This window comes from Pseudomonas ekonensis (assembly GCF_019145435.1).
Taxonomy (GTDB): domain Bacteria; phylum Pseudomonadota; class Gammaproteobacteria; order Pseudomonadales; family Pseudomonadaceae; genus Aquipseudomonas; species Aquipseudomonas ekonensis.
In genome coordinates this window covers 443,277-468,733 of sequence record NZ_JAHSTS010000001.1, presented here as the reverse complement: position 1 = coordinate 468,733, position 25,457 = coordinate 443,277, and the positions used below count along the sequence as shown (strand labels likewise).

23 protein-coding genes and 1 other RNA gene are annotated in these 25,457 nt (G+C 65.5%); 5 read left to right on the top strand and 19 right to left on the bottom strand.

The features are described from left to right. Positions 1–113 precede the first annotated feature (113 nt). Positions 114–1,619, top strand: a complete 1,506-nt coding sequence (locus KVG96_RS02285; RefSeq protein ID WP_217890657.1) for a sensor domain-containing diguanylate cyclase — start codon at positions 114–116, stop codon at positions 1,617–1,619. 130 nt (positions 1,620–1,749) lie between these two features. Here KVG96_RS02285 and lpxC read toward each other — a convergent pair whose 3' ends face one another. The 18 genes from lpxC to rsmI form a co-directional block, all read right to left on the bottom strand. Beyond that, complete coding sequence (gene lpxC / locus KVG96_RS02280; protein WP_085584860.1) at positions 1,750–2,661, bottom strand: UDP-3-O-acyl-N-acetylglucosamine deacetylase; 912 nt, start codon at positions 2,659–2,661, stop codon at positions 1,750–1,752. A 112-nt stretch (positions 2,662–2,773) separates the two neighbouring features. Beyond that, on the bottom strand, positions 2,774–3,973 hold the full coding sequence (gene ftsZ / locus KVG96_RS02275; protein ID WP_085584858.1) for a cell division protein FtsZ: 1,200 nt from the start codon (positions 3,971–3,973) through the stop codon (positions 2,774–2,776). A 104-nt stretch (positions 3,974–4,077) separates the two neighbouring features. Next, a complete protein-coding gene (gene ftsA, locus KVG96_RS02270) occupies positions 4,078–5,337 on the bottom strand; it encodes a cell division protein FtsA (RefSeq protein ID WP_065261511.1) in 1,260 nt (419 codons plus the stop codon). A 15-nt stretch (positions 5,338–5,352) separates the two neighbouring features. Next, entirely contained in the window at positions 5,353–6,219 is an 867-nt protein-coding gene (locus KVG96_RS02265) for a cell division protein FtsQ/DivIB (protein ID WP_085584856.1), read from the bottom strand. A gap of 4 nt (positions 6,220–6,223) precedes the next feature. Continuing rightward, entirely contained in the window at positions 6,224–7,186 is a 963-nt protein-coding gene (locus KVG96_RS02260; RefSeq protein WP_217890656.1) for a D-alanine--D-alanine ligase, read from the bottom strand. Further along, positions 7,183–8,643 (bottom strand): UDP-N-acetylmuramate--L-alanine ligase, encoded by a 1,461-nt coding sequence (murC, locus tag KVG96_RS02255; protein WP_217890655.1) that lies wholly within the window; start codon positions 8,641–8,643, stop codon positions 7,183–7,185. The genes KVG96_RS02260 and murC overlap by 4 nt, the downstream gene beginning before the upstream one ends. Next, positions 8,636–9,706: an undecaprenyldiphospho-muramoylpentapeptide beta-N-acetylglucosaminyltransferase gene (gene murG / locus KVG96_RS02250; RefSeq protein ID WP_217890654.1), complete on the bottom strand. Its 1,071-nt coding sequence runs from the start codon at positions 9,704–9,706 to the stop codon at positions 8,636–8,638. The genes murC and murG overlap by 8 nt, the downstream gene beginning before the upstream one ends. Continuing rightward, positions 9,696–10,913: a putative lipid II flippase FtsW gene (gene ftsW, locus KVG96_RS02245; protein ID WP_085584849.1), complete on the bottom strand. Its 1,218-nt coding sequence runs from the start codon at positions 10,911–10,913 to the stop codon at positions 9,696–9,698. The genes murG and ftsW overlap by 11 nt, the downstream gene beginning before the upstream one ends. Further along, positions 10,910–12,256, bottom strand: coding sequence for a UDP-N-acetylmuramoyl-L-alanine--D-glutamate ligase (murD, locus tag KVG96_RS02240; protein WP_217890653.1), 1,347 nt, complete (start codon positions 12,254–12,256; stop codon positions 10,910–10,912). Before murD ends, ftsW begins: the two co-directional genes overlap by 4 nt. Before the next feature lie 5 nt (positions 12,257–12,261). After that, positions 12,262–13,344: a phospho-N-acetylmuramoyl-pentapeptide-transferase gene (gene mraY, locus KVG96_RS02235; RefSeq protein ID WP_085584845.1), complete on the bottom strand. Its 1,083-nt coding sequence runs from the start codon at positions 13,342–13,344 to the stop codon at positions 12,262–12,264. Then, the gene (locus tag KVG96_RS02230; protein ID WP_217890652.1) at positions 13,344–14,711 is read right to left on the bottom strand and encodes a UDP-N-acetylmuramoyl-tripeptide--D-alanyl-D-alanine ligase; all 1,368 of its coding nucleotides are present in this window, start codon (positions 14,709–14,711) and stop codon (positions 13,344–13,346) included. The genes mraY and KVG96_RS02230 overlap by 1 nt, the downstream gene beginning before the upstream one ends. Beyond that, entirely contained in the window at positions 14,704–16,167 is a 1,464-nt protein-coding gene (locus tag KVG96_RS02225) for a UDP-N-acetylmuramoyl-L-alanyl-D-glutamate--2,6-diaminopimelate ligase (protein ID WP_217890651.1), read from the bottom strand. Before KVG96_RS02225 ends, KVG96_RS02230 begins: the two co-directional genes overlap by 8 nt. After that, the gene (locus tag KVG96_RS02220) at positions 16,167–17,906 is read right to left on the bottom strand and encodes a peptidoglycan D,D-transpeptidase FtsI family protein (RefSeq protein ID WP_217892426.1); all 1,740 of its coding nucleotides are present in this window, start codon (positions 17,904–17,906) and stop codon (positions 16,167–16,169) included. The genes KVG96_RS02225 and KVG96_RS02220 overlap by 1 nt, the downstream gene beginning before the upstream one ends. Further along, positions 17,906–18,199 carry a cell division protein FtsL gene (gene ftsL / locus KVG96_RS02215; protein ID WP_007956777.1) on the bottom strand — a complete coding sequence of 98 codons (294 nt, stop codon included), beginning with the start codon at positions 18,197–18,199 and terminating at the stop codon, positions 17,906–17,908. Before ftsL ends, KVG96_RS02220 begins: the two co-directional genes overlap by 1 nt. Continuing rightward, positions 18,196–19,143, bottom strand: coding sequence for a 16S rRNA (cytosine(1402)-N(4))-methyltransferase RsmH (rsmH, locus tag KVG96_RS02210; protein ID WP_437180478.1), 948 nt, complete (start codon positions 19,141–19,143; stop codon positions 18,196–18,198). The genes ftsL and rsmH overlap by 4 nt, the downstream gene beginning before the upstream one ends. Beyond that, complete coding sequence (mraZ, locus tag KVG96_RS02205; protein ID WP_003205355.1) at positions 19,140–19,595, bottom strand: division/cell wall cluster transcriptional repressor MraZ; 456 nt, start codon at positions 19,593–19,595, stop codon at positions 19,140–19,142. Before mraZ ends, rsmH begins: the two co-directional genes overlap by 4 nt. Before the next feature lie 403 nt (positions 19,596–19,998). Continuing rightward, positions 19,999–20,352, bottom strand: an RNA gene (gene rnpB / locus KVG96_RS02200) — RNase P RNA component class A. Between the two features lie 73 nt (positions 20,353–20,425). Further along, on the bottom strand, positions 20,426–21,331 hold the full coding sequence (gene rsmI, locus KVG96_RS02195; protein ID WP_217890650.1) for a 16S rRNA (cytidine(1402)-2'-O)-methyltransferase: 906 nt from the start codon (positions 21,329–21,331) through the stop codon (positions 20,426–20,428). A gap of 178 nt (positions 21,332–21,509) precedes the next feature. On the opposite strand from rsmI, the gene KVG96_RS02190 reads away from it, so the two are divergent. The 4 genes from KVG96_RS02190 to KVG96_RS02175 all read left to right on the top strand — a co-directional run bounded on the left by KVG96_RS02190 (position 21,510) and on the right by KVG96_RS02175 (position 24,956). Next, positions 21,510–23,321 (top strand): penicillin-binding protein activator, encoded by a 1,812-nt coding sequence (locus tag KVG96_RS02190; protein ID WP_217890649.1) that lies wholly within the window; start codon positions 21,510–21,512, stop codon positions 23,319–23,321. After that, positions 23,321–23,683, top strand: a complete 363-nt coding sequence (locus tag KVG96_RS02185; RefSeq protein ID WP_217890648.1) for a YraN family protein — start codon at positions 23,321–23,323, stop codon at positions 23,681–23,683. The genes KVG96_RS02190 and KVG96_RS02185 overlap by 1 nt, the downstream gene beginning before the upstream one ends. Before the next feature lie 104 nt (positions 23,684–23,787). Continuing rightward, positions 23,788–24,381, top strand: a complete 594-nt coding sequence (locus tag KVG96_RS02180; RefSeq protein ID WP_007928463.1) for a phosphoheptose isomerase — start codon at positions 23,788–23,790, stop codon at positions 24,379–24,381. Beyond that, the gene (locus KVG96_RS02175) at positions 24,378–24,956 is read left to right on the top strand and encodes a BON domain-containing protein (protein ID WP_217890647.1); all 579 of its coding nucleotides are present in this window, start codon (positions 24,378–24,380) and stop codon (positions 24,954–24,956) included. The genes KVG96_RS02180 and KVG96_RS02175 overlap by 4 nt, the downstream gene beginning before the upstream one ends. Before the next feature lie 79 nt (positions 24,957–25,035). Here the strand turns inward: KVG96_RS02175 and KVG96_RS02170 are convergent, their stop codons facing one another. Beyond that, a complete protein-coding gene (locus KVG96_RS02170) occupies positions 25,036–25,449 on the bottom strand; it encodes a ClpXP protease specificity-enhancing factor (protein ID WP_085584826.1) in 414 nt (137 codons plus the stop codon). Positions 25,450–25,457 lie beyond the last annotated feature (8 nt).

The following is a 25,457-nucleotide window of genomic DNA, read 5'->3' as shown; positions in this document are numbered from 1 at the left end:
CCGATGCGCCAATTGACACGCCCTCTTCGCGGGCAAGCCCGCTCCCACAGGGATCCGTTGTACCGGCAGGCAAACAACTACGCTTATACAAGCCTCTCAACCGAACGCCCACCATGATCGCAAGCCGCACCCCACCTGCTTCGGGCAAGACCGGACGTTCCGTGCCGCTGCTGATTCTCGGCAGCCTGCTGACCGTCGTCGCGATCGTGTGCATCGTCACCTTCCTGCTGATCCGCGAGCACGCCAACGCCCAGGAATCGGCCACCCGCAGCGCCACCACCATCGCCCAACTGATCGACGCCGATGTGCTGCGCACCGTCGAGCTGTACGACCTGACCCTGCAAGGCCTGATCGCCGCGGCCCAGCGCGAGGACCTCAAGCACGTGTCGCCGCAGATCCGCCACATGGCGCTGTTCGACCGCTCCACCGCTGCGCGCTTCAAGGGCGACATCCTGCTGCTCGACAAGCACGGCGAGGTGGTGGCCGACTCCTCCCGGGTCGAGCCGAAACCGGGTAACTTCGCCGACCGCGACTACTTCCTGGCCCATGCCTTCAACCGCGACGCGGGCCTGTTCATCAGCCGTCCGTTCAAGACCCGCTGCGACTGCGAGGAGGCCGACCAATGGCGGATCAGCTTCAGCCGGCGCATGTCCTCGGACACCGGCGAATTCATCGGCGTGGCGGTGGCGTCGATGAAGCTCGATTACTTCGACCAGCTGTTCAACAGCCTCGACATCGGCGTCGACAGCACCCTGAACATCATCAGCAGCGACGGCCTGCTGCTGGCGCAGAAGCCTTACCTGCAAAGCGACTCCATCGGCAAGAGCTTCGCCAACCGGCCCAACGTGATCCGGATCCTCGGCGACAGCGGCGGCAACGGCAGCTTCAACAGCATTTCCAGCATGGACCGGCGGCAGCGGCTGTACACCTATTCCCGGGTCGGCAACCTGCCGCTGACGGTGATCGTCGCCCTGTCCAGCGATGCGGTGTTCGGTGCCTGGCAACGCACGGCGATCCTGATCAGCGGCGCCACCGGCGTGCTCTGCGCCGGCCTGCTGTGGCTGACCTGGCTGCTGGCCCGGGAACTGCGCCTGCGCCATCAGGCCGAACGGGAGCTGGCGCAGCTGGCGGCCACCGATGCCCTCACCGGCGTGGCCAACCGGCGCCTGCTCGACCAGTCGCTGCGCCACGAGTGGTTCCGCGCACAGCGCTCGGGCAAGCCGCTGTCGGTGCTGATGATCGACGCCGACCGCTTCAAGGCCTTCAACGACCGCCACGGGCACCAGGCCGGAGACCGTGCGTTGCAGGAGCTGGCCCGGGTGGTCAGCGCGAACGTGCGGCGCCCGGCGGATCTGGTGGCCCGCTATGGCGGCGAAGAGTTTTCGGTGATCCTCGCCGAGACCGACAGCGCCGGCGCCCGCCAGATCGCCGAGCACATCCGCGCGGCGGTGGAGCAGTTGCCCCGCATGGACGGCGACGAGGCGCCGATGACCGTGAGCATCGGCGTCAGCACCTGGACGACGGCAATGGACTTAAGCCTTGAGCAACTGCTGTTTACGGCGGACAAGGCGCTGTATCAGGCCAAGGAAGGTGGGCGCAACCGGGTGGTGGTGGCTTGAGCCTTTAACCGGCGTTGCCGACGCCATCGCCAGCAGGCTGGCTCCCACCGCTTGCGCCAGCCACGCGAATGCCGGGCATAAAAAAAGGCCACCCCAAGGTGGCCTTCAAAAAACTAGAGAGGTTTTTTACTTACACCGCCGCAACCGGGCGCATGTAAGAGATCGGAGCGGTGCTGGCGTCTTCGAACGTCACGACTTCCCAGGCATCTGTCTGCTCAATCAACTTGCGCAGCAGCTGGTTGTTCAGTGCGTGACCGGACTTGAAGCCCTTGAACTCACCGATCAGGCTGTTGCCCAGCAGGTAGAGGTCGCCGATCGCATCGAGGATCTTGTGCTTCACGAACTCGTCTTCGTAGCGAAGGCCGTCTTCGTTCAGCACGCCATCGGCATCGACCACGATCGCGTTTTCCACGCTGCCGCCGAGTGCGAGGTTGTGCTTGCGCAGGTACTCGATGTCACTCATGAAACCGAAGGTGCGGGCGCGGCTGACTTCCTTCACGAACGACGTGCTGGAGAAGTCCACGCTTGCACTTTGGGTGCGGTCGCGGAAAACCGGGTGATCGAAATCGATCTCGAAGCTCACCTTGAACCCGTCGAAAGGGACGAAAGTGGCGCGCTTGTCGCCGTCTTCCACGGTCACTTCCCGCAGGATGCGGATGAACTTCTTGGCGGCATCCTGCTCTTCCAGGCCAGCCGACTGAATCAGGAATACGAAAGGTCCGGCGCTGCCATCCATGATCGGGACTTCGGACGCGGAGAGCTCGACGTAGGCGTTATCGATGCCCAGGCCAGCCATGGCCGAGAGCAAGTGCTCCACCGTGTCCACCTTCACGTCACCGTTGACCAGCGTCGTCGACATGGTTGTCTCGCCGACGTTGGCGGCGCGGGCCGGGATCTCGACGACTGGGTCGAGGTCGGCACGACGGAAGACGATCCCGGTGTCGATCGGCGCAGGCTTGAGGGTCAGGTAGACCTTCTCGCCGGAGTGCAGGCCAACACCGGTGGCACGGATAATGTTTTTCAGTGTGCGTTGTTTAATCATGGCATGGGCCGCTTCAGCGCAAATTGCGAACTGGTATCAACAAAGGCTGGCGATGATAGCAGACCGAGCCTTTGCTGAACACCAATCACCTGAATACCCCTGATACATTTCATCAATCGGCCTGACGACGCAGGAAAGCCGGGATGTCCAGGTAGTCCAGGTCATCTTGCGGATTCATCTTCGCGGCAGTCGCAGCACCGGCCTGGGCCTGGTTGCGCATGACGGTCGGACGGTCCAGGTCACGGTAGTTCACCGCTGGCTGCTCCTGACGTGCAGGGGCCTGCTGCGGCTGCACCGGGGCGGCGGCCATGGTGGTGTGGACGGTGTTGTCGATGACCTTCACAGGCTTCTCGATCTTGGCGCCCAGACCGGTGGCGACCACAGTCACGTGCAGCTCGTCGCGCATGTCCGGATCGATCACGGTGCCGACCTTGACCATCGCGTGCTCGGACGCGAAGGCTTCGATGATCGAACCCACGTCGGAGTACTCGCCCAGGGACAGGTCGGGGCCTGCGGTGATGTTCACCAGGATGCCGCGTGCGCCCTGCAGGTTCACGTCTTCGAGCAGCGGGTTGCGGATGGCCGCTTCGGTGGCTTCGCGAGCACGGTTCGGACCGCTGGCGCAGCCGGTGCCCATCATCGCCATGCCCATTTCGCTCATCACGGTGCGCACGTCGGCGAAGTCGACGTTGATCATGCCCGGACGCTTGATGATGTCGGAGATGCCGCGCACGGCGCCGGCCAGCACGTCGTCGGCCTTGGCGAAGGCGGACAGCAGGCTGGCGTCCTTGCCCAGGATGGTCAGCAGCTTCTCGTTCGGGATGGTGATCAGCGAGTCGACGCTTTCGGACAGCATGCGGATGCCTTCGTCGGCGATCTGCATGCGCTTGCGGCCTTCGAACGGGAACGGACGGGTCACGACCGCAACGGTCAGGATGCCCATTTCCTTGGCCACTTCGGCGATGATCGGCGCCGCACCGGTACCGGTGCCGCCGCCCATGCCGGTGGTGATGAACACCATGTTGGTGCCGGCCAGGACTTCAGCGATGCGCTCGCGGTCTTCCAGCGCGGCCTGACGGCCGACTTCCGGGTTGGCGCCCGCACCCAGGCCCTTGGTCACGCCGGTGCCCAGTTGCAGGATGGTGCGTGCACCGATGTTCTTCAGGGCCTGGGCATCGGTGTTGGCGCAGATGAACTCGACGCCTTCGATGTTGCTCTTGACCATGTGATTGACGGCGTTGCCGCCGCCACCGCCCACACCGATAACCTTGATCACCGGGCTTGCGGGGATGTTGTCTACGAGTTCGAACATTTTCCCTCTCCTTACATTCTCTAGTTTTTTCGCCTACTGCTTTTTTGTTGCGGTGCATCTACTGCTACTGCCTGCGGCTCGAAGCGTGACGCTTCGAGCTGCCTTTAAAAGTTGCCTTGGACCCACTTCTTCAGTCGGTCGAGCAACGGCGCCTGCGGCTCGTCGTTGCTGTAGCTGTCGCGGCTGCCGATGCCCGAGAACGAGATCCCGTCGGACTGCTTCTGCAGGCCGTACATCAGCAGGCCCACGCCGGTCGAATAGATCGGGTTGCGCACCACGTCGTCGAGGCCCTTGACGCCGTGCGGCACGCCCAGGCGCACCGGCATGTGGAAGATTTCCTCGGCCAGCTCGGTGGCGCCTTCCATCTTCGAGGTGCCGCCGGTCAGGACGATGCCCGCCGGGATCAGGTCTTCGTAGCCGCTGCGGCGCAGCTCGGCCTGGATCAGGGTGAACAGCTCGTCGTAGCGCGGCTCGACCACTTCGGCCAGGGCCTGGCGCGACAGCTCGCGCGGCGGACGGTCGCCGACGCTCGGCACCTTGATGGTCTCGCCGGCGCCGGCCAGCTTGGCCAGGGCGCAGGCGTAGCGGATCTTGATCTCTTCGGCGTACTGGGTCGGGGTGCGCAACGCCATGGCAATGTCGTTGGTCACCTGGTCGCCGGCGATCGGGATCACCGCCGTGTGGCGGATGGCGCCTTCGGTGAAGATCGCGATGTCGGTGGTGCCGCCGCCGATGTCCACCAGGCACACGCCCAGTTCCTTTTCGTCGTCGGTGAGCACCGAGTAGGCCGAGGCCAGTTGCTCAAGGATGATGTCGTCGATTTCCAGGCCACAGCGGCGCACGCACTTCTCGATGTTCTGCGCGGCGTTGACGGCGCAGGTGACCACGTGGACCTTGGCCTCCAGGCGCACGCCGGACATGCCCAGCGGCTCGCGCACGCCTTCCTGGTTGTCGATCACGTAGTCCTGCGGCAGGGTGTGCAGCACCCGCTGGTCGGCCGGGATCGCCACGGCCTGGGCGGCGTCGAGCACGCGCTCAAGGTCCGCGGAGCTGACTTCGCGGTCGCGGATCGCCACGATGCCGTGGGAGTTCAGGCTGCGGATGTGGTTGCCGGCCACGCCGACGAACGCCGAGTGGATCCGGCAGCCGGCCATCAGCTGCGCCTCTTCGATGGCGCGCTGGATCGACTGCACGGTGGATTCGATGTTCACCACCACGCCTTTCTTCAGGCCGCGGGACGGATGGGTGCCGATCCCGACGATATCGAGCGTGCCGTCGTCAGCGACCTCGCCTACCAGCGCCACCACCTTGGAGGTGCCGATATCCAGACCGACGATCATTTTGCCGCTTTGCACGTTTGCCATGGGTCCTGCCTCTTCTTAATTCTTTGCGACAGCGGGTTGGGCTGCCGGCGGCGCTACAGGTTCCCGCCAGCCAACGGCCAGGCCGTTGGCGTAGCGCAGATCGATGCGCGCAATGTTCGTAATCTGTTCTTTGAGCGTCTTGTCGTAGATGGCAATGAAGCGGCGCATCTTTTCCACCAGGTTGCCGCGTCCCAGCAACAACTCGATGCCGGGGCCGGAACTACCGGCACCGGTGGTCAGGAACCAGCTGCCCCGCTCGCGCAGTTCCAGGCGCGCGATCGAGAAGCCCAACGGCCTGAGCATCTGGCTCAGCACCTGATACTGCTGCATCACTTGCTGCTGGGCCCGCTGGGGGCCGAACAGCTGCGGCAGGTGTTCGTAGTTCGCCAGTTCCTTGGGCGTGAACGCCTGGCCCTGGTTGTTGAGCAGCGACTCGTCGCCCCAACGGGCCACCGGCAGCTGCTCTTCGAGGCGGATCACCACCTGGTCCGGCCACACCCGACGCACTTCGGCGTGGGCGATCCACGGCATTTGCTCCAGTTCCGTGCGCATGCTGGCCAGGTCGATGGTGAAGAAGCTCGACGCCACGTACGGGGCGATGCGCTGCTGCACCGCCTGCTGGCTGATGTAGCTCAGGTCGCCCTGCACCGCGATCTTGGTGATCGGCCGGTCGGCGTACGGCAGCAGCCGCTGCGCGCCTTCGTAGGTGCCGAAGCCCAGGGCCACCAGCAGCACCGGCCAGAACAGCCCTTTGAGGAAGCCGAAATTGGCTTTGGGCAGGCGCGCGGACATCGGCTCTTTGGCCACCATACGGCTGGCGCCCCGCGGCACCGGCTTGCGGCCGGGTGCGGAGGGCTGATGTCTGAGCTGTGCGCCTTGCATGGTCTTAACCTCGCGCGTCTGCTTCGACACTGGCGGCCAGGATGGCCAGGACCAGTTGCTGGAAATCCAGGCCGGCGGCACGGGCGGCCATCGGCACCAGGCTGTGGTCGGTCATGCCCGGAGCGGTGTTCACCTCCAGGAACCAGAACTGCCCGTCGGCGTCCTGCATGACGTCCGCGCGTCCCCAACCGGCGATGCCCAGCGCGCCGCAGGCCTTGGCGGTCAGGTCCATGAGTTCCTGTTCCTTGGCGGCATCGAGCCCGCACGGAATGCGGTACTGGGTATCGTTGGCGATGTACTTGGCGTCGTAGTCGTAGAACGTGTGGGGCGTACCTAGGGCGATCGGCGGCAACACCTGGTCGCGCAGGGTGGCGATGGTGAACTCCGGACCCTGGATCCATTGCTCGACCAACACTTGCGAATCGTAGGTACTGGCCGCTTTCCAGGCGTCGATCAGCTCGGACGCGGAAGTCACTTTGGCCATCCCGATACTTGAACCTTCATGGGCCGGTTTGACGATCAAAGGGAAGCCCAGTTCCGCCGCCGCCGAAATACAGTCCGCTTCGCTGCGCAGCACGGCGTGGCGCGGCGTCGGGATGCCGAGGCTGTGCCAGACCTGCTTGGTGCGCAGCTTGTCCATGGCCAGCGCCGAGGCCAGGATGCCGCTGCCGGTGTACGGAATGCCGGCGACTTCGAGCAGGCCCTGCATGCTGCCGTCTTCGCCGCCGCGACCGTGGAGGATGATGAACGCACGGTCGATCCTCTCGCTCAGCAGGCGCTGCAGCAGGTCGTCGCCCACGTCGATGCCGAACGCGTCCACGCCGGCGCTCTGCAGCGCGGCGAGCACGGCGTTGCCGGACTTCAGCGAGACTTCACGCTCGGCGCTCTTGCCGCCGAACAGCACGGCGACGCGGCCGAAGTCTTTCGGCGCGATGGTGGAGAACAGGTTCGCGTAGGCAGCACTCATTTCAACTTCCCCTCGACCGGCGCCGCGACGGCCCCGGCGAACAACTCGCTTTTCAACAGTTTCGGCGCCAGGCCGCCGATGTCCCCGGCGCCTTGGCACAGCAGGATGTCGCCGGCGCGCAGCAGCGGCTTGACCACCGGCGCGAGGTCGGCGCCGCGCTCGATGTAGATCGGGTCGAGCTGGCCGCGCTGACGGATGCTGTTGCACAGTTTGCGGCTGTCGGCGCCGGGGATCGGCTCTTCGCCGGCCGGGTAGACCTCCATCAGCAGCAGCACGTTGGCGTCGGCCAGCACGTTGACGAAATCGTCGTACAGGTCGCGGGTGCGGCTGTAGCGGTGCGGCTGGTAGACCATCACCAGGCGGCGCTCAGGCCAGCCGCCGCGCACGGCCTTGATCACGGCCGCGACTTCGGTCGGGTGGTGGCCGTAGTCGTCGACCAGCATCACGTTGCCGCCGTCCACCGGCAGCTCGCCGTAGACCTGGAAGCGCCGCCCCACGCCCTGGAAGCCCGACAGGCCCTGGACGATGGCTTCGTCGCTGACGCCTTCGTCGGTGGCGATGCAGATGGTCGCCAGGGAATTGAGCACGTTGTGGTTGCCGGGCATGTTCACCGACACCTCCAGCGGCTCGCGGTCAGGGCGCAGCACGGTGAAGAAGGTCTGCATGCCTTGCTGGCGCACGTTGATCGCGCGCACGTCGGCGTCTTCGCTGAAGCCGTAGGTCACGGTCGGACGCTTGACCTGCGGCAGGATCTCGCGCACCACCGGGTCGTCCAGGCACATCACCGCCAGCCCGTAGAACGGCAGGTTGTGCAGGAACTCGACGAAGGTCTTCTTCAGTTTGTTGAAGTCGCCGTCGTAGGTCGCCATGTGGTCGGCGTCGATGTTGGTGACCACGGCCACCAGCGGCTGCAGGTGCAGGAAACTTGCGTCGCTCTCGTCCGCCTCGGCGATCAGGTAGCGGCTGGTGCCCAGCTGCGCATTGGTGCCGGCGGCGTTCAGGCGGCCGCCGATGACGAAGGTCGGATCCAGGCCGCCGGCCGCGAACACCGAAGCGATCAGGCTGGTGGTGGTGGTCTTGCCGTGGGTGCCGGCGACGGCGATGCCGTGGCGGTAGCGCATCAGCTCGGCCAGCATCTCGGCACGGGGCACCACGGGAATGCGGCGCTCAAGGGCGGTCGCCACTTCCGGGTTGGAGGTGTTGACGGCGCTGGACACCACCAGCACGTCGGCCGCGGCGGCGTTCTCGGCACGGTGGCCGATGAAGATCTGCGCGCCGAAGGACTCCAGGCGCTCGGTGACCGGCGAAGCCTTAAGGTCCGAGCCGGACACGGCGTAGCCCAGGTTCAGCAGCACCTCGGCGATGCCGCACATGCCCACGCCGCCGATGCCGACGAAGTGGATGCGGCGGATGCGGCGCATTTCCGGTTGCGGCATGGCTTTCTGATTCTCAACCATGGGCCACCTCCAGGCAGGTGTCGACCACGCTACGGGTGGCATCGGGTTTGGCCAGACGGCGGGCCGCTTGGGCCATTTGTTCGAGTCGTTGCGGTTGCATCAAGACCTCTGTCAGGCGCGCGGCAAGATCCGCTGCGCCGGTCGTTCTTTGCGGCATCAGGAAGGCAGCGCCTTCGCGGGCCAAATAATCGGCGTTGCGGGTCTGGTGATCGTCGATGGCGTGGGGCAAGGGCACCAGCATCGAAGGCAGACCGGCGGCGGCCAGTTCACTGATGGTCAGGGCGCCTGCGCGGCACACCACCAGGTCAGCCCAGCCATAGGCCTGGGCCATGTCTTTGATGAACGGCTGCACCTGCGCGTCGACGCCGGCGGCGCGGTAGCGCTCTGCAGTCACTTCATCGTGGTTCTTGCCGGCCTGGTGGAACACCTCCGGACGCAGGTCGGCAGCGACTTGCGCCAGGGCTTCAGGCAACAGTTTGTTCAACGGTTCTGCGCCCAGGCTTCCGCCCAGGATCAGCAAACGTGCCTTGCGGCCGGCCAGGGCCTGCCGCGGCGTTTCGAGGAACAGCTCGCTGCGCACCGGGTTGCCGGTGGTGCGGCGGCTGTCCGACAGGGTAAAGGTGTCGGGAAACGCTTCACACACCCGGGCGGCGAACGGCACCAGCATCCGATTGGCGGTGCCGGCCACGGCGTTCTGCTCGTGAACGATCACCGGCACGCCGGCCAGCTTCGCGGCGACGCCGCCGGGGCCGGTCACATAACCGCCGAAACCGACCACGCACACCGGCTTGAGGCGGCGCATCACGGCACGGGCCTGCAGCACCGACTTGAGCAGCATGAACGGCGCCTTGAGCAGCGACAGCTTGCCCTTGCCCCGCAGGCCGGTGGCGTTGATGCGGTGCAGCTCAAGGCCTGCAGCCGGCACCAGGTCGTTCTCGATCCCGCGCGGGGTGCCGAGCCAGTGCACGGTGTAGCCGCGCGCCTGGAACTCGCGGGCACAGGCCAGCGCCGGGAACACGTGGCCGCCGGTGCCGCCGGCCATGATCAATACGTTAGCGCCCATGGTTCGGCTCCTCGGCGAAGTCGCTCTCATGGAATTCCATCTCTTCGCTGCCCAGGTGCGTACGGCTCTCCCACTCGATCCGCAGCAGCAGGCCGAGACAGGCACAGCAGATCACCAGGGAGCTGCCGCCGTAACTGAGGAACGGCAAGGTCAGGCCCTTGGTCGGCAGCAGGCCGACGTTCACGCCGATGTTGATCAGGAACTGGCCTATCCACAGGAACGACAGCCCGTAAGCGACATAGGCGGCAAAAAACTGTTTGGCCTTCTCGGCCCACAGGCCGATGTACATGCCCCGGATGCAGACGAACACGAACAGCGCCACGGTGCACAGCGAACCCACGGCCCCCAGCTCCTCGGCCAGCACCGAGAACACGAAGTCGGTGTGGGCTTCCGGCAGGTAGAACTGCTTCTGCACGCTGTTGCCCAGGCCGACGCCCAGCCACTCGCCGCGGCCGAACGCGATCAGCGCCTGGGACAGCTGGTAGCCGGCGCCGAACTGGTCGGCCCACGGGTCGGCGAAGTTGGTCAGACGCGCCATCCGGTACGGCTGCATCTGGATCAGCAGCACCACCGCCGCGACCGCCAGCACCACCATCAGGGAGAACCGGAACAGGCCGACGCCGCCCAGGAACAGCATCGCCGCGGCCGCGCCCATCATCACGACGGTGGCGCCGAAGTCCGGCTCCATCAGCAGCAGGCCGGCCATCGGCAGCAGCACGATGAACGGCTTGAAGAAGCCCATCCAGCTTTCGCGCACTTCCTTCTGCCGGCGCACCAGGTAGCCGGCGAGGTAGATCACCACGAACACCTTGGCGATCTCGGAGGGCTGCACGTTGAAGAAGCTGAAGCCGATCCAGCGCATCGAACCGTTCACTTCGCGGCCGATGCCGGGGACGATCACCATCACCAGCAGGCCGAAGGCGCCGATCAGCATCATCCAGCCCATGCGTTGCCAGGTGGCGATCGGGATCATCATGGTCACGACGCACGCGCCCAGCCCCAGCACGATGTAGATCAGGTGGCGGATCATGTAATAGAGGGCGCTGCCCGACTGGGCCGCCGCCACTTCGGTCGACGCCGAGGCGATCATGATCAGCCCGAGCCCCAGCAGCGCCAGGCAGCCGGCGAGCATCGGGAAGTCGAGGTCGATGCCGCGTCCGGTGATGATCGGCGACGGGTACGGCTTGATGATCCCTTTCAGGCTCATGCCAGGTCCTCCACGGCGCGGACGAACTGGTGACCACGGTCTTCGTAGTTCTTGAACATGTCGAAACTGGCGCAGGCCGGCGACAGCAGCACGACGTCGCCCGGACGGGCGGCGGCGCGGCATTGCGCAACGGCTTCGACCAGGGAGCCGGCACGGATCAGCGGCACGGCTTCGCCGACGGCCTCGCCGATCTTGTCGCTGTCGCGGCCCATCAGGATCACGGCACGGCAGTGGGCCGCCACCGGATCGCGCAGGTCATGGAATTCGGCGCCCTTGCCGTCGCCGCCGGCGATCAGCACGATCTTGCCGTCGATGTCCGCGCCCAGGCCTTCGATGGCGGCCAGTGCGGCGCCGACGTTGGTGGCCTTGGAGTCGTTGTAGTAGCCGACGCCGTCCACGTCACGCACCCACTGGCAGCGGTGCTCGAGGCCGGCGAAGTTGCGCAGCGCCGCGAGCATCGCGTCGAACGGCAGGCCGGCCGCATGGCCGAGCGCCAGCGCCGCCAGGGCGTTGGACTGGTTGTGGGCGCCGCGGATCTTCAGTTCGCGCACCGGCATCAGGTTCTGGAATTCGAAGGCCAGCCACTTCTCGCCGTCCTCTTCGCGAATGCCGAACGCCTTGAAGTCCGGTTTGGTCAGGCCGAAGGTCCAGCAGGGCTGGCCCTCGCCCATCAACGGACGGCTCAGGGCGTCCTGGCGGTTGACCACGAACTGCCTGGCGCCCCGGAAGATCCGGTGCTTGGCCAGGTGGTAGGCCGGCAGGCCGCTGTAGCGGTCCATATGGTCTTCGCTGATGTTGAGCACGGTCGCCACTTCGGCGTTGAGCTGGTCGGTGGTCTCCAGCTGGAAGCTCGACAGTTCCATCACGTACAGCTCGACATCGTCGCTCAAGAGATCCAGCGCCGGTGTGCCGAGGTTGCCGCCCACCGCCACGCGTTTGCCGGCGGCAGCCGCCATCTCGCCGACCAGGGTGGTGACGGTGCTTTTCGCGTTGGAGCCGCTGATGGCCACGATCGGCGCCTTCGCGTTGCGCGCGAACAGCTCGATGTCGCCGGACAGTTTCACGCCACGGGCCGCTGCGGCCTGCAGGGCCGGGGTCGCCAGCGCCAGGCCCGGGCTCACGTAGAGTTCGTCGGCACGGCACAGGAACTCGACGTCCAGCTCGCCACAACGCACTTCCACGTGCGGATAGTCACGCTTGAGCGTGGCCAGTTCCGGCGGGTTTTCCCGCGTGTCGGCCACCGCAAACGCCACGCCCCGGTTCGCCAGGAAGCGAACCAGGGACATGCCGCTCTTGCCGAGGCCGACAATGATGCGGAAGTGGTCGGAAGCGATCAGGGACACTCGTTCTACCTCAGCTTCAGGGTGGCAAGGCCGATCAGCACGAGGATCACGGTGATGATCCAGAAACGGACGATCACACGCGGCTCGGGCCAGCCCTTGAGTTCAAAGTGGTGGTGGATCGGCGCCATGCGGAACACGCGGCGGCCGGTCAGTTTGAAAGAGGCAACCTGGATGACCACCGAAAGGGTCTCCATCACGAACACGCCGCCCATGATGAACAGGACGATTTCCTGGCGCACGATCACGGCGATGGTGCCCAGGGCAGCGCCCAGCGCCAGCGCGCCGACGTCGCCCATGAAGACCTGGGCCGGATAGGTGTTGAACCACAGGAAGCCCAGGCCGGCGCCGATCAGCGCACCGCAGAACACGATCAGTTCGCCCGCGCCCGGCACGTAAGGGATCAGCAGGTATTCGGCGAATTTCACGTTGCCCGACAGGTAGCAGAAGATGCCCAGGCCGCCGCCGACCATCACGGTCGGCATGATCGCCAGGCCGTCGAGGCCGTCGGTCAGGTTGACCGCGTTGCTCGAGCCGACGATCACAAAGTAGGTCAGCACGATGAAGCCGGCGCCCAGCGGAATGCTGTAGTCCTTGAGCATCGGCAGGATCAGGGTGGTTTCCACCGGCGTCGCGGCGGTCATGTACAGGAAGATCGCGGCGCCGAGGCCGAACACCGACTGCCAGAAATACTTCCAGCGGCTCGGCAGGCCACGGGAGTTCTTCTCGATCACCTTGCGGTAGTCGTCGACCCAGCCGATGGCGCCGAACAGCAGGGTCACCAGCAGCACGACCCAGACGTAACGGTTGGTGAGGTCGGCCCACAGCAGGGTGCTGACGCCGATGGACGACAGGATCAGGGCGCCGCCCATGGTCGGCGTACCCGACTTGGACAGGTGCGATTGCGGGCCGTCGTTGCGCACGGCCTGGCCGATCTGGCGGTTCTGCAGGGTGCGGATCATCCATGGGCCGTAGCACAGCGACAGGACCAGCGCGGTCAGCACACCGAGAATCCCGCGCAGGGTCAGGTACTGGAAGACCGCGAAGCCTTTGTAGAACTGTTGCAGATACTCCGCTAGCAGCAGCAGCATTAATGTTTCTCCAGACTGGAACCGCACAGGGCCGCCACGATGTTTTCCATCGCCGCGCTGCGCGAGCCCTTGATCAAAATGGTGGTGTTTTTGTCCTGCTCGGCGGCCAGGGCCTGGATCAGTTCGGCCTGGGTGCCGAAGTGATGCGCCTGCGCACCGAAAGCGTTCACGGCATGGGCCATCAGCGGGCCGACGGCGTAAAGCGCGGAAACCTTGCCCCGGGCGTACTCGCCCACGTCGCGGTGCCCCTGCTCCGCCCAGTCGCCCAACTCGCCGATGTCCCCGAGCACCAGAACGGTGCGGCCGGAAAAGCCGGCGAGTATATCAACGGCCGCGCACATGGAGGTGGGGTTTGCGTTGTAGGTGTCGTCGATCACGCGCTGGCCGTTCTTGGCCAACTGCGCGACGGTGCGGCCCTTGACCGGCTGCACCGCGCCAAGCCCGGTGGCGATGCCGAACGGCGACACGCCCAGGGCATGGGCAGCGGCCGCGGCGGCCAGGGCGTTGGCGACGTTGTGGGTGCCGAGCAGGTTCAGTTGCACCCGCTCGGCGCCGGCCGGCCCGTGCAGGATGAACGCCGGGCAGCCGCGTGCGTCGGTGGCCAGGTCGCTGGCACGGAAATCCGCCTGCGGGTTGTTCAGGGCGAAGGTCAGCACCTTGCGTCCGCCCGCCCGGGCTTTCCAGATGCCGAAAGCCTTGTCGTCGAGGTTCAGCACCGCGGTGCCGTCGGCGGCCAGCCCTTCGATGATCTCGCCCTTGGCCTCGACGATCTTTTCCGGCCCGCCGAACTCGCCGACGTGGGCGGTGCCTGCGTTGTTGAGGATCGCCACATGGGGTTTGGTCAGGCCGACGGTGTAGGCAATTTCGCCGAGGCGCGACGCCCCCAGCTCGATCACCGCCGCGCTGTGTTCCGGAGCGAGTTCGAGCAGGGTCAGCGGGACGCCGAGGTCGTTGTTCAGGTTGCCGCGGGTCGCGTGCACCGAGCCACGGGTGCGCAGGATGCCGGCAAGCATTTCCTTGACCGTGGTCTTGCCGCTGGAGCCGGTCACGGCCGCCACCGGGTGGGTGAACGCGGCACGGTTGAGCGCACCCAACTGGCCCAGCGCCTGGCGGGTGTCCTTGACCAGCAGTTGCGGCAGCGTGCTGTCGGCGATCTCGCGCTCGACCAGCGCCGCGACCGCGCCTTTGGCGGCGACCTCGTTGAGGTAGTCGTGACCGTCGAAACGCGGGCCGGTCAGGGCGATGAACAGCTGGCCGGGCTTGATCGCGCGGCTGTCGATGCTGACGCCGTCGAAGCTCGCGTCGCCGGCGATCAGCCGCGCGTCGAGGGCATTGGTCAGTTCGCTGAGTTTCAGGGCCTTAAGCATGGGCCACCTCCCACGCGGTCAGGGCATGATCGGCTTCCACCAGATCGGAAAAGGCATGCCGCTGGCCGTTGATTTCCTGATAGTCCTCATGGCCCTTGCCGGCCAGGACGATCACGTCGTCGGCCGAGGCGCCGGCGATCAGTTGAGCGATGGCCTGGCCGCGGCCGGCCACGAAGGTGACGTTATCCACAGCCGCGAAACCGGCACGGATGTCGTCGAAGATCTGCGCCGGGTCTTCCGTGCGCGGGTTGTCGTCGGTGACCAGTACGCGGTCGGCCAGACGCTCCACCACTTCGGCCATCAGCGGACGCTTGCCGCGGTCACGGTCGCCGCCGCAGCCGAACAGGCACAGCAGTTGGCCTTTGACGTGCGGGCGCAACGCGGTCAGGACCTTTTCCAGCGCATCCGGCGTGTGGGCGTAGTCGACCACCACCAGCGGCTGGCTGCCGCCGCCCAGGCGCTGCATGCGTCCGGCCGGGCCTTCGAGCTTCGGCAGCACCTTGAGGATTTCGTCCAGCGGGTAGTCCAGGCCGAGCAACGCACCGACCGCCGCCAGCACGTTGCTCAGGTTGAAGCGGCCCAACAGCGTGCTGCGCAGGTGATGTTCACCCTGGGGCGTGACCAGCGTGGCGCGCACGCCGTGGTCGTCGAACTGCGCTTCGCGGCAATAGAGGTAGGCGCCGCTGTCGAGCAGGCTGTAGGTGATCAGCCGCGACTCGCGCTGTTCGGCGGCCAGTTGCCGGCCGAAGTCGTCGTCGAGGTTGACCACCCGGCATTTCAGGTCGTTCCAGGCGAACAGCCTGGCCTTGGCCGCCGCGTAGGCTTCCATGGTGCCGTGGTAATCGAGGTGGTCGCGGGACAGGTTGGTCATCACCGCCACATCGAACGCCAGCGCCGTGACCCGGCCCTGGTCCAGGCCGTGGGACGACACTTCCATGGCTACGGCCTTGGCGCCGGCCTTTTTCAGGTCGCCCAGGGTCGCTTGCATGGCGATCGGGTTCGGCGTGGTGTGCAGGCCGCTCTGCAGCGCGCCGTAGAAACCGGAACCGAGGGTGCCGACGATGCCGCAGTGCTGGCCGAGCAGGTCCAGGGCCTGGGCCACCAGTTGGGTCACGCTGGTCTTGCCGTTGGTGCCGGTCACGCCGATCAGGTTCAGGTGATGGCTGGGCTCGCCGTAGAAGCGCCCGGCGATATCCGACAGCTGCGCCGCCAGGCCCTTGACCGGGATCAGCGGCACGTCGGTGATCGGCAGCACGGTGGCACCCTGCACTTCATAGGCCACGGCGGCGGCGCCGCGCTCCAGCGCGTCGGCGATGTGGGCACGGCCGTCGAACTTGCCGCCCGGCACCGCGAGGAACAGGTCGCCGGCGCGCACGTTGCGGCTGTCCAGCGCCAGTTCACGGATCAGCAGATCGTGGCCGGCGTGGGGGAATATCTTGTTCAGGCTCAGAGACATCAGCCGCGCCCTCCATTGGCTTTCAGCGGAACGGCCGGGGTGGCGTTGGCCTGTTGTGTGGTCGGCAGGTTGTCCGGGGTGACGTTCATCAGGCGCAGGGTGCCGGACATCACGCGGCTGAACACCGGCGCCGACACCAGACCGCCGAAGTAGCCGGCCTTGGTCGGTTCATCGATCACCACGACGATGGCGTAACGCGGATCGCTCATCGGGCCGAAGCCGGCGAACAACGAACGGTAGGAGTTTTCGGCGTAGCCCTTGGTGCCCACCGACGTCTTGCGCGCCGTACCCGACTTGCCGCCCACGTGATACGCCGGCACCTGCGCACGGAACACGCCGCGCGGAGCCTCGATCACCTGCTGCAGCATGCCCTGCATGGTTTTCGCCACGGTTTCCGGCAGCACCTGGGTGGTCTGCGGGGCCTTGTCGGTCTTGATCAGGGTCAGCGGCGCGAGGCGGCCGTTGTTGGCCAGCGCCGAGAACGCGTGCACCAGCTGGATCGCGGTGACGGACACGCCGTAGCCGTAGGACAGCGTCGCGGTTTCGGCCTTGCGCCAGTCCCGGTAGTTCGGCAGGTTGCCGACACGCTCGCCGGGGAAGCCCAGGCCGGTGTCCTGGCCGAGGCCCAGCTTCTGCGCCAGACGGAAAATGGTCTCGCCGCCGATGTCGAAGGCGACCTTGCTCATGCCGACGTTACTGGAGTTGATCAGGATGCCGGTCATGTCCAGCACCGGGCCTTCGGTCTTGGACACGTCCTTGATGGTGTACTTGCCGATCTGCAGGCTGCCCGGATACACCTCGACGGTGTCGCTCGGTTTCCAGCGCCCGCTCTCGATGGCGGCGCTCATGGAAATGGCCTTCATGGTCGAACCCGGCTCGAAGACGTCGATCATCGCCCGGTTGCGCATCATCGCCGGCTGCAGGTAGCGGCGGTTGTTCGGGTTGTAGGTCGGCTGGTTGACCATGGCCAGGATCTCGCCGGTCTTCACGTCCATGATCACCAGGCTGCCGGCCTTGGCGCCGTTCTCGATGATCGCGTTGCGCAGTTCGCGGTTGGCCAGGTACTGCAGGCGCAGGTCAATCGACAACGCCAAGGGCTTGCCGGCCTTGGCGTTCTTGGTGACCTGGACATCCTTGATCAGCCGACCGCGCCGATCCTTGATGACCTGTCGTTTGCCCGGCACCCCGGCGAGCCATTCGTCGTAGGCCAGCTCGACGCCTTCGCGGCCGTGGTCGTCGATGTCGGTGAAGCCGACCATGTGCGCGGTGACTTCGCCGGCCGGGTAGAACCGGCGGAACTCTTCGATGCCGTAGACGCCAGGCACTTTCAGGTCGAGCACGGCCTGGCCCTGCTCGGGGGTCAGCCCACGCACCAGGTAGATGAATTCTTTGTTCGCCTGCGCCTCGAGGCGCTCGGCCAGGGCTTTGGGATCCTGCCCCAGCGCAGCCGCCAATGCCGGCCATTTTTCTTTGGCCAGCTGCATTTCCTTGGCGTTTGCCCACAGGGTGGTCACAGGCGTGCTCACGGCGAGCGGTTCGCCGTTGCGGTCGGTGATCAGGCCACGGTGCGCCGGAATCGGAATGTGACGGACGCTGCGCGCATCGCCCTGACCTTTAAGGAAGTCACGGTCGACCACCTGCAGGTCGATGATGCGCCAGCAGATCGCCGCGACCATGATGCCGAGCAGCCCCACCACCAGGCGGAACCGCCATGGGAAGAGTGCGCCTTCGAGCTTCATCATGGCGCCACCATCTTCACGTCAGCCGCGCCGGGGATGTGCATCTTCAACTGTTCGGTGGCCAGCACTTCGATGCGGCTGTGGGCGGTCCAGGTGCTTTGCTCCAGGATCAGACGCCCCCACTCGGCCTGCGCCTTGTCGCGCACGCTCAGCTCGTTGTACAGGGTGTTGAGCAACTGCCGGTTCCAGTGGGCGCTGTAGGACACGCCGATGGCCGACACGAGCACGCCGATGAACAGCAGCAGCATGAAGAAGCTGCCGCCCGGCAGGGGCTTGGCGAATAGCTTGCTCACCGCAGCTTCTCCGCCACACGCATGACCGCGCTGCGCGAGCGCGGGTTGGCCTTGAGCTCGGCATCGGAGGCGGTCTGCGCCTTGCCGTGGATCTTGATCTTCGGTTCGAACGCCACGTGCCGAACCGGCAGGTTGCGCGGCAGGTTGTCGGCCTCGCCCTTCACCAGCTTGCGCATGAACAGTTTGACGATGCGGTCTTCCAGCGAATGGAAACTGATGACCACCAGGCGGCCGCCGACTTCCAGGCACTCGAGCGCGGCTTCAAGTCCGGCCTCCAGGTCGCCCAGTTCATTGTTGACGTGAATGCGCAGGCCCTGGAACGCGCGGGTCGCCGGGTTCTTGCCCTTTTCCCAGGCCGGGTTGGCGACCTTGAGGACTTCGGCCAGGTCGCCGGTGCGCTCGAACGGCGTGACATCGCGGCGCTCGACCACGGCACGGGCCATGCGACCGGAGAACCGCTCCTCGCCGTACTCCTTGAACACCCGTGCGATCTCTTCGACCGATGCGGTGTTGACGAACTCCGCCGCGCTGATGCCGCGGGACGGATCCATGCGCATGTCCAGCGGGCCGTCGTTGAGGAAACTGAACCCGCGCTCCGGGTCGTCGAGCTGCGGCGAGGACACGCCCAGGTCAAGCAGGATGCCGCTGACCTTGCCGGACAGGCCGCGCTCGGCCACTTCCGCGCCGAGTTCGGCAAAGCTGCGCTGCACAACGACAAAGCGGCCGTCTTCGGCCGCTAGCGTTTGCCCGGTGGCAATCGCCTGAGGATCCTTGTCGAATCCGAGGAGCCGCCCGTCAGGCCCCAGCTTGCTGAGGATCAGCCGGCTGTGCCCGCCGCGTCCGAACGTGCCGTCCAGATAGCAGCCATCAGGACGTACGGCGAGAGCCTCGACGGCTTCGTCAAGCAGTACGGTGATGTGGTTGAAGCCGCTATCAATAGTCACAGGATCAGATCACGCAGTTCGTCGGGCATGGCGCCCGGTTGTTGTATGGCAGCGAGGTCGGCGGCGGAAACCGCGTTCCAGGCATCTTCGTCCCACAGTTGGAACTTGTTCAGTTGGCCCACCAGCATTGCGCGCTTGTCGAGCTTCGCGTATTCGCGCAGGCGCGGCGGAACCAGGAAACGGCCGCTGCCGTCGAGTTCAAGGTCGACGGCGTTGCCGATCAGCAAACGTTGCAGTCGGCGGTTCTCCTCGCGAAGCGAAGGGAGCGCGCGCAACTTGGTTTCAATAATTTCCCACTCATCGAGCGGGTAGACACACAGACACGGATCAACGGCGTCGATCGTGACGATCAACTGCCCGGAACTACGCGAAACGAGCTCGTCACGGTACCGGCTCGGCATGGCGAGACGGCCCTTTGCGTCGAGACTGATAGCGTTGGCTCCGCGAAACACGGCTGCGTTTCTCCAATTTTTAGCGTTTTGAGCTCAGAAAACCCACTTCATGCCACTTTCCGCCACTTGCGCACACTATAGGAATGCGCCCACCACACCGTCAAGGCGCGGATTAAAGGAAAACCCTTACAGAACGGAGATTTAGGAGCATAAAAGGAGGCACAACGAGAATCCGGCGGACACCTGCGACCAATAACCTGAAGCAGCACTGAAAGCTGCGTTCGAAAGTTAAAGTGATTTGTTAAGAGTAAGATCTTTTCGGTATTACAAAAGCGCTTCTGCTGTTGATTGAAGCAAGGTGGGAAATGGCTACTACGGCATCGGCCGCTGCCGGATCTCCGGCGCAGGCCTGCTGCTAATAAACAGCCCTGTCGCCTTTAATTCAAGCAGGGAAAGAAAAAAGGTGGAGAGTCGATCTATAAGCCGGGTTCTGTCTTGAACAGTCATTCGTCTACGATGGCCATCACTGGACACCTTTAGCAACCTACCCGGTCCCAGCGCGGGCCACGCCTTGGGACCCTATTTGGTCTTGCTCCAAGTGGGGTTTACCTAGCCACGAACTGTTGCCAGTCGTGCGGTGCGCTCTTACCGCACCTTTTCACCCTTACCGGCGCCGAAGCGCTTAGGCGGTTGTTTTCTGTGGCACTTTCCGTAGGCTCGCGCCTCCCAGGCGTTACCTGGCACTTCGCCCTATGGAGCCCGGACTTTCCTCCCCCCCCTAATTCTCATAGGGGGCAGCGACTGTCCGATCGACTCTCCGCCGCGCAGGTTAACGGCAGAGCGCCCGAAGAACAAGCGCTAATGGCCATCAGAGCCGTCTGGGCGACGGGTTACGCGCCCTTTTGCCGATCCAGCGCCACCTGGTACAGCACGTTCTTGCGCTCGCCGGTGATTTGCGCCGCCAGGGCCGCCGCACGCTTGAGCGGCATTTCCTCGAGCAGCAGATCAAGGATGCGCAGGGCTTCGGCGCTGACCGCCTCGTCCGACTCCGGCGCCGTCCAGCCGGCGACCACCACCACGCACTCGCCGCGCTGCTGGTTGCTGTCGGCCTCGACGAACGCGCGCAGCTCGGCCAGCGGCAAGCCCTTGAGCGTCTCGAAGGTCTTGGTCAGTTCGCGGGCCAGCAACGCCGGACGTTCGGCGCCGAACACCGCTTCCATGTCCTGCAGGCATTCGAGGATGCGGTGCGGCGCCTCATAGAAGATCAACGTGCGGGGCTCTTCCTTGATGGCCTCCAGGCGCGCCTTGCGCCCCACTGCCTTGGCCGGCAGGAAACCTTCGAAGATGAAGCGGTCGGACGGCAGGCCCGCCGCCGACAGCGCGGCGATCAACGCACAGGCGCCCGGCACCGGCACCACATCGATCCCGGCCGCACGGGCCTGGCGCACCAGGTGATAGCCCGGATCGGAGATCAGCGGCGTGCCCGCATCCGAGATCAGCGCCACGTTGTCGCCCGCCAGCAGACGGGTGATGAAGCGACTGCCTTCGTCCCGCTCGTTGTGCTCATGGCAGGCCGCCAGCGGCGTATTGATGCCGAAGTGCTGCATCAGCCGCTGGGAGTGCCGGGTGTCCTCGGCGGCGATCAGCGCCACCTCGCGCAGGACCTTCAGCGCACGGGCACTGATGTCGTCCAGGTTGCCGATGGGCGTCGCCACCACATAAAGCGAGCCGGCAGCGGAATTCAAAGCACCTGGAGCAGTCAAAGCGCGCACCTCAAGATCGGTAAAAGCCGGCATTGTAGCGCGTCAGGCGACGGGCGACGTGCTTTGGATCGACGGGGCCCGTCGCCGGCCGGCGTGACGCCGCAACATTTGCTGCGGATAAATTAACGGTTTCGTACCGGCGACATCGCGCCCCGGCCAGCGCTTGGGTACAATTCCACGCTAATTTGATCGAGTATTCAGGAACACTTACATGATCGCTTGTCTGCGGCTGCTCACTGCCCTTTGCCTTGCTGCCTTGCTGGCGGCCTGCGCCAGCTCCCCTTCCTCCAGCCTTGGCGAACTTCCACGGACTCCGGACGCCAGCATCGAGCAACTGCTCGAACAGGCCGCCCAGAGCAAATCCCCGGACAAGGCCGCCCTGCTGCGCCTGAGCGCCGCGGACCTGGCCTATCGCCAAGGCAATGCCGGGCAGTCCGCGCAGATCCTGCAGCAAGTGCCGATGGAGCAGCTCAAGCCCGGCCAGCAGGTCTTCGCCGCCACCCTGTCGGCGGAGCTGGCCATGACCCGCAACCAGCCGAAGGCCGCGCTGACCGCCCTGAATCATCCGAGCCTGCAGCGCCTGGGCGAACTCTCCGAGGCGCAGCAGGTGCGCACCGGCACCGTTCACGCCCGCGCGCTGGAGGCCGACGGCCAGACCCTGGCCGCCGCCCGCGAGCGCATCTTCATCGCGCCGATGCTCGAAGGCGAAGCCGCCGCCAAGAACCACGAAGCGATCTGGACGCTGATCGCCTCGCTGCCGACCGACCAACTGCAGGCCAACGCCACCGACGACCTCGGCGGCTGGATGAGCCTGGCCCTGGCCGTGAAGACCGCCGGCACCCTGGAGCAGCAACAGGCCGCCATCGACGCCTGGCGCTCGCAGCATCCCAAGCACCCGGCCGCCATCACCCTGCCGCTGCCGCTGACCAAGCTCAAGGAACTGGCCAGCCAGCCCCTGAGCAAGATCGCCCTGCTGCTGCCTCAGGACGGCCCGCTGGCCTCGGTGGGCAAAGCGCTGCGCGACGGCTTCATGGCCGCCCACTACCAGGCCCAGCAGGCCGGCCAGAAGCCGCCTGCCATTGAGTTCTACGACAGCTCGCGCCTGACCAGCCTCGACGAGTTCTACCGCAAGGCCCAGGCAGATGGCGTGCAACTGGTCGTCGGCCCGCTGGAGAAGCCGCTGGTCAAACAGCTGAGCACCCGCCCGCAACTGCCGATCACCACCCTGGCGCTGAACTACAGCGAAGGCGACCAAGGCCCGGCGCAACTGTTCCAGTTCGGCCTGGCCGCTGAAGACGAAGCCCGCGAAGTGTCCCGCCGCGCCCGCGCCGACGGCCTGCACCGCGCAGCGATCATGGTGCCGCGCGGCGAATGGGGCGACCGCGTCCTTCGCGCATTCAGCCAGGACTGGCAAGCCAACGGCGGCAGCATCGTCGCCACCGAACGCGTCGACCAGCCGGTGCAACTGGCCCAGCAGATCGCCGACATGTTCCAGCTGCGCCAGAGCGAGGCCCGCGCCAAGAGCCTGCAGAACGCCGCCGGCACCAACGTCGCTGCGCAACCGTCGCGCCGCCAGGACATCGAGTTCATCTTCCTGGCCGCCACCCCGCAGCAGGCCCAGCAGATCAAGCCGACCCTGAACTTCCAGTACGCCGGCGACGTGCCGGTCTACGCCACCTCCCACGTGTTCAGCGCCAGCGGCGACGTGAACCAGTACAACGACATGAACGGCGTTCGTTTCTGCGAAACCCCATGGCTGCTTGACGCCAACGACCCGCTGCGCAAGCAGGTGACCGCGCAGTGGCCGCAGGCCGCCGGCAGCCTCGGCCGCCTGTATGCGATGGGCGTCGACGCCTACCGCCTGGCGCCGCGCCTGGGCCAGCTCAAGGCCATGCCGGACAGCCGCATCGAAGGCCAGTCGGGCAGCCTGGGCATGACCCAGAGCCAGCGCGTCGTGCGTCAGCTGCCATGGGCCGAGTTCGTCAGCGGCCAGGTCCAGCGCCTGCCGGACACCCCGCGCTGATGCCCGACAGGTCGCGCCAGCAAAGCGGCAAGGATGCCGAGCGCCAGGCGCTCGAGCATCTGCAGCACCAGGGCCTGCGCCTGCTGGCGCAGAACTGGCTTTGCAAACGCGGCGAGCTTGATCTGGTCATGCTCGATGGCGATACAGTAGTATTCGTCGAAGTCCGCTACCGGAAGAACACCCAATGGGGCGGCGCACTCGACAGCGTCGATGAGCGCAAACGGCAAAAACTGATTTTCGCCGCGCAGTATTTTCTTCAGCGCGAACCGCGCTGGGCCAATTCTCCCTGCCGCTTCGACGTGGTGGCCATCGACAACCGTCCCGATCAACTGAACTGGCTGCAGAATGCCTTCGACAGTTGACCGCCGGCGGCGCCCCGGACACCGTCACCCAACTCTTTTTTGCTCTTTGCTTTGCGGGCAGCACATTCACGTGCCGGACAGCCGCGCCAATTAAGGTCACACAGATGGACATGCAATCCCGAATTCGCCAGCTCTTTCAAGCCAGCATCGACACCAAGCAACAGGCGATGGACGTACTTGCACCGCACATCGAGCAAGCCAGCCAGGTGATGGTCAACGCCCTGCTCAACGAAGGCAAAATGCTGTCTTGCGGCAACGGCGGCTCGGCCGGCGACGCCCAGCACTTCTCCTCGGAACTGCTCAACCGCTTCGAGCGCGAGCGCCCGAGCCTGCCGGCCATCGCCCTGACCACCGACAGCTCGACCATCACCTCGATCGCCAACGACTACAGCTACAACGAGGTGTTCTCCAAGCAGATCCGCGCCCTGGGCCAACCGGGCGACGTGCTGCTGGCGATTTCGACCAGCGGCAACTCGGCGAACATCATTCAGGCGATCCAGGCCGCACATGACCGCGAAATGATTGTCGTAGCATTGACCGGACGCGACGGCGGCGGCATGGCGTCGCTGCTGCTGCCCGAAGACGTCGAGATCCGCGTTCCGGCCAACGTCACCGCACGTATTCAGGAAGTCCACTTGCTGGCGATCCATTGCCTTTGCGATCTGATCGACAGCCAACTGTTCGGGAGTGAAGAATGACCCCTAATCGCCTCGGCCTTCTGGCCCTGACCCTGTGCCTCGGCATCAGCGGCTGCACCTCGGTGGTGAACGCCAGCCGTGAAGCCCCCATCGAAGACGACCGCGGCACCCGCACCTTCGGCAGCAAGATCGACGACTCGCTGATCGAGACCAAGGTCGGCGTCAATGTGGCCAAGGCCGACGTCGGCCTGGACAAGGATTCGCACATCGTCGTCACCAGCTTCAACGGCGTGGTGCTGCTGGCCGGCCAGACGCCGCGCGCCGACCTCAAGGCCAAGGCCGAACAGGCCGCCGCCGGCGTGCAGCGCGTGAAGACCGTGCACAACGAGCTGCAGGTGCTGCAGCCCTCGTCCCTGCTGGCCCGCCAGAACGACGCCTGGCTGACCACCAAGATCAAGACCCAGATGCTCACCGACGCCAACATCCCCGGCTCGCGCATCAAGGTCGTGACCGAAAACGGCATCGTCTACCTGCTGGGCCTGCTGACCAAACAGGAGGCCGCCCAGGCCACCAACCTGGTTCAGGGCGTTTCCGGCGTGCAGAAGATCGTGAAGCTGTTCGAGTACATCGACTGACGGCCGTCAGGCACCAGAGCCCGAAGCCACCGCTTCGGCGGGGCACAAAAAAGGCGATCCGGTTGGATCGCCTTTTTTGTCACTTCACCACTTTCAGGCTTGGCCGGCCGCTCGGGCGCGGCGGTTCGCTGTCCGGCGGCGGCACGTCGTCATCCGGCTCGATGTCCTCTTCGTCGTCCATCGGCGACTCGAGGTCGAACACCATGCCCTGGCCGTTTTCCCGTGCATAGATGCCGAGGATCGCGCCGATCGGCACGTACAGGCTGTGCGGGACGCCACCGAAGCGGCCTTCGAAGGTCACGACGTCGTTGTCCATGTGCAGATGGCGAACGGCATTGGGCGAAATGTTCAGGACGATCTGCCCGTCGCTGGCGAAGCCCTGCGGCACCTGCACCGCGGGGTATTCGGCATTGACCAGCATGTGCGGGGTGCAGTCGTTGTCCACAATCCACTCGTAGAGCGCGCGGACCAGATAAGGTCGACTGGAATTCATAGCGGCTC

What these genes read in the sequence shown, in the direction of transcription:
- KVG96_RS02175 (WP_217890647.1), top strand. Translation starts at nt 24,378, where the DNA reads ATGACCCCTAATCGCCTCGGCCTTCTGGCCCTGACCCTGTGCCTCGGC.
- KVG96_RS02185 (WP_217890648.1), top strand. Translation starts at nt 23,321, where the DNA reads ATGCCCGACAGGTCGCGCCAGCAAAGCGGCAAGGATGCCGAGCGCCAG.
- murG (WP_217890654.1), bottom strand. Translation starts at nt 9,706, where the DNA reads ATGGGCGCTAACGTATTGATCATGGCCGGCGGCACCGGCGGCCACGTG.
- KVG96_RS02265 (WP_085584856.1), bottom strand. Translation starts at nt 6,219, where the DNA reads ATGCAAGGCGCACAGCTCAGACATCAGCCCTCCGCACCCGGCCGCAAG.
- KVG96_RS02170 (WP_085584826.1), bottom strand. Translation starts at nt 25,449, where the DNA reads ATGAATTCCAGTCGACCTTATCTGGTCCGCGCGCTCTACGAGTGGATT.
- KVG96_RS02260 (WP_217890656.1), bottom strand. Translation starts at nt 7,186, where the DNA reads ATGAGTGCTGCCTACGCGAACCTGTTCTCCACCATCGCGCCGAAAGAC.
- ftsA (WP_065261511.1), bottom strand. Translation starts at nt 5,337, where the DNA reads ATGGCAAACGTGCAAAGCGGCAAAATGATCGTCGGTCTGGATATCGGC.
- lpxC (WP_085584860.1), bottom strand. Translation starts at nt 2,661, where the DNA reads ATGATTAAACAACGCACACTGAAAAACATTATCCGTGCCACCGGTGTT.
- KVG96_RS02190 (WP_217890649.1), top strand. Translation starts at nt 21,510, where the DNA reads ATGATCGCTTGTCTGCGGCTGCTCACTGCCCTTTGCCTTGCTGCCTTG.
- mraY (WP_085584845.1), bottom strand. Translation starts at nt 13,344, where the DNA reads ATGCTGCTGCTGCTAGCGGAGTATCTGCAACAGTTCTACAAAGGCTTC.
- rsmI (WP_217890650.1), bottom strand. Translation starts at nt 21,331, where the DNA reads ATGCCGGCTTTTACCGATCTTGAGGTGCGCGCTTTGACTGCTCCAGGT.
- ftsW (WP_085584849.1), bottom strand. Translation starts at nt 10,913, where the DNA reads ATGAGCCTGAAAGGGATCATCAAGCCGTACCCGTCGCCGATCATCACC.
- ftsZ (WP_085584858.1), bottom strand. Translation starts at nt 3,973, where the DNA reads ATGTTCGAACTCGTAGACAACATCCCCGCAAGCCCGGTGATCAAGGTT.
- murC (WP_217890655.1), bottom strand. Translation starts at nt 8,643, where the DNA reads ATGGTTGAGAATCAGAAAGCCATGCCGCAACCGGAAATGCGCCGCATC.
- KVG96_RS02285 (WP_217890657.1), top strand. Translation starts at nt 114, where the DNA reads ATGATCGCAAGCCGCACCCCACCTGCTTCGGGCAAGACCGGACGTTCC.
- KVG96_RS02230 (WP_217890652.1), bottom strand. Translation starts at nt 14,711, where the DNA reads ATGCTTAAGGCCCTGAAACTCAGCGAACTGACCAATGCCCTCGACGCG.
- KVG96_RS02225 (WP_217890651.1), bottom strand. Translation starts at nt 16,167, where the DNA reads ATGTCTCTGAGCCTGAACAAGATATTCCCCCACGCCGGCCACGATCTG.
- KVG96_RS02220 (WP_217892426.1), bottom strand. Translation starts at nt 17,906, where the DNA reads ATGAAGCTCGAAGGCGCACTCTTCCCATGGCGGTTCCGCCTGGTGGTG.
- KVG96_RS02180 (WP_007928463.1), top strand. Translation starts at nt 23,788, where the DNA reads ATGGACATGCAATCCCGAATTCGCCAGCTCTTTCAAGCCAGCATCGAC.